Source organism: Brachybacterium timonense (assembly GCF_900258505.1).
Lineage (GTDB): Bacteria > Actinomycetota > Actinomycetes > Actinomycetales > Dermabacteraceae > Brachybacterium > Brachybacterium timonense.
This window is the reverse complement of the sequence record NZ_LT984898.1, coordinates 1-978: the sequence shown is the minus strand read 5'-3', so window position 1 is coordinate 978 and position 978 is coordinate 1. Positions and strand designations below refer to the sequence as shown.

General features: G+C 64.4%; 1 protein-coding gene. It reads right to left on the bottom strand.

Annotation, left to right across the window (positions count from 1 at the left end; translation table 11 throughout):
- On the bottom strand, positions 1-658 hold a 658-nt coding region (locus C8271_RS13635; RefSeq protein WP_138774593.1), incomplete at its 3' end, for a DDE-type integrase/transposase/recombinase.
- Positions 659-978: the final 320 nt, after the last annotated feature.

Below are 978 nucleotides of genomic sequence, written 5' to 3'. Positions count from 1 at the left end.
TTTCGAAGCCGTTGCGTCCGGGGCGGCCGGAGAAGCGGGTGGTGTAGACCATGCCGTTGTCGGTCAGAGTCGAGGCGGGTCGCCCGTGCAGCTGGCAGGTTTCACGGAACGTGGTGGTGACCAGGGGCCCGGTGATGCGTCGGTGGGCGGTGATGTGGAGGGCGTAGCGGCTGCAGTCGTCCAACCAGGTGATGATCTCGCAGTCGGTGCCGTCCGTGAGGGGGTAGTGGGTGAAGTCGGACTGCCAGCACTGGTTGGGCATGGCGGCTTCGAATCGCTGGTAGGAGGCTTTCGGGCGTTTCGTCGGGTCCGCTGTGACCAGTCCCTGACGGGTCATGATCCGGTGGATCGTGGTGCGGGAGATCGTGATCCCGTGGCGGTGTTGCAGGTGCCAGCGGATCGACTCAGCGCCCGCGTCCAGTCCCTCGCCCTCGAGCTGCTCCCGCAGAGTTGTGATCAGCTCGACCTGGGCGGCAGGGACCGCGGTCGGGCTCGTGTGCGGTTTGCGTGATCGTGGCTCGAAGGCTGCGTCGCCTTCGCGTCTCCACCGGGCCATCAGCCGGCTGACCCAGCCTTGGGAGACCCCGTACTCCCTTGCGACTTCGGACTGCGAGGAACCGGCCAGAACAGCAGTGATCACCAAGCGACGCGTCGACATACCCGAGCGTCATGCCGATCACGTGAGACACGCTATGCCGATGTCTTGAGACACCCTATTCCGATGTCCTGAACCAGGACACCGCCACCCCGACCCTGTGGTGTCTCAGGACATCGGAATAGCCCGAACCCGCGTTTTGTGGGTTCGGGCTTTCTTCTTTTGTGTCTGGGGTTGGTAGTCGCGGGCTATTGGCCAAAATGTGGGGCTATTGGCCAAAATGTGTGTATGGCCGGGGCGTGTCGTGCGGCGTGTCGTGGCGGGGTCAGGGGTGTGTTCGGCCGGCCCAGCCGTGTTGGATGCCGTTGCCGTCTTCCCAGGAG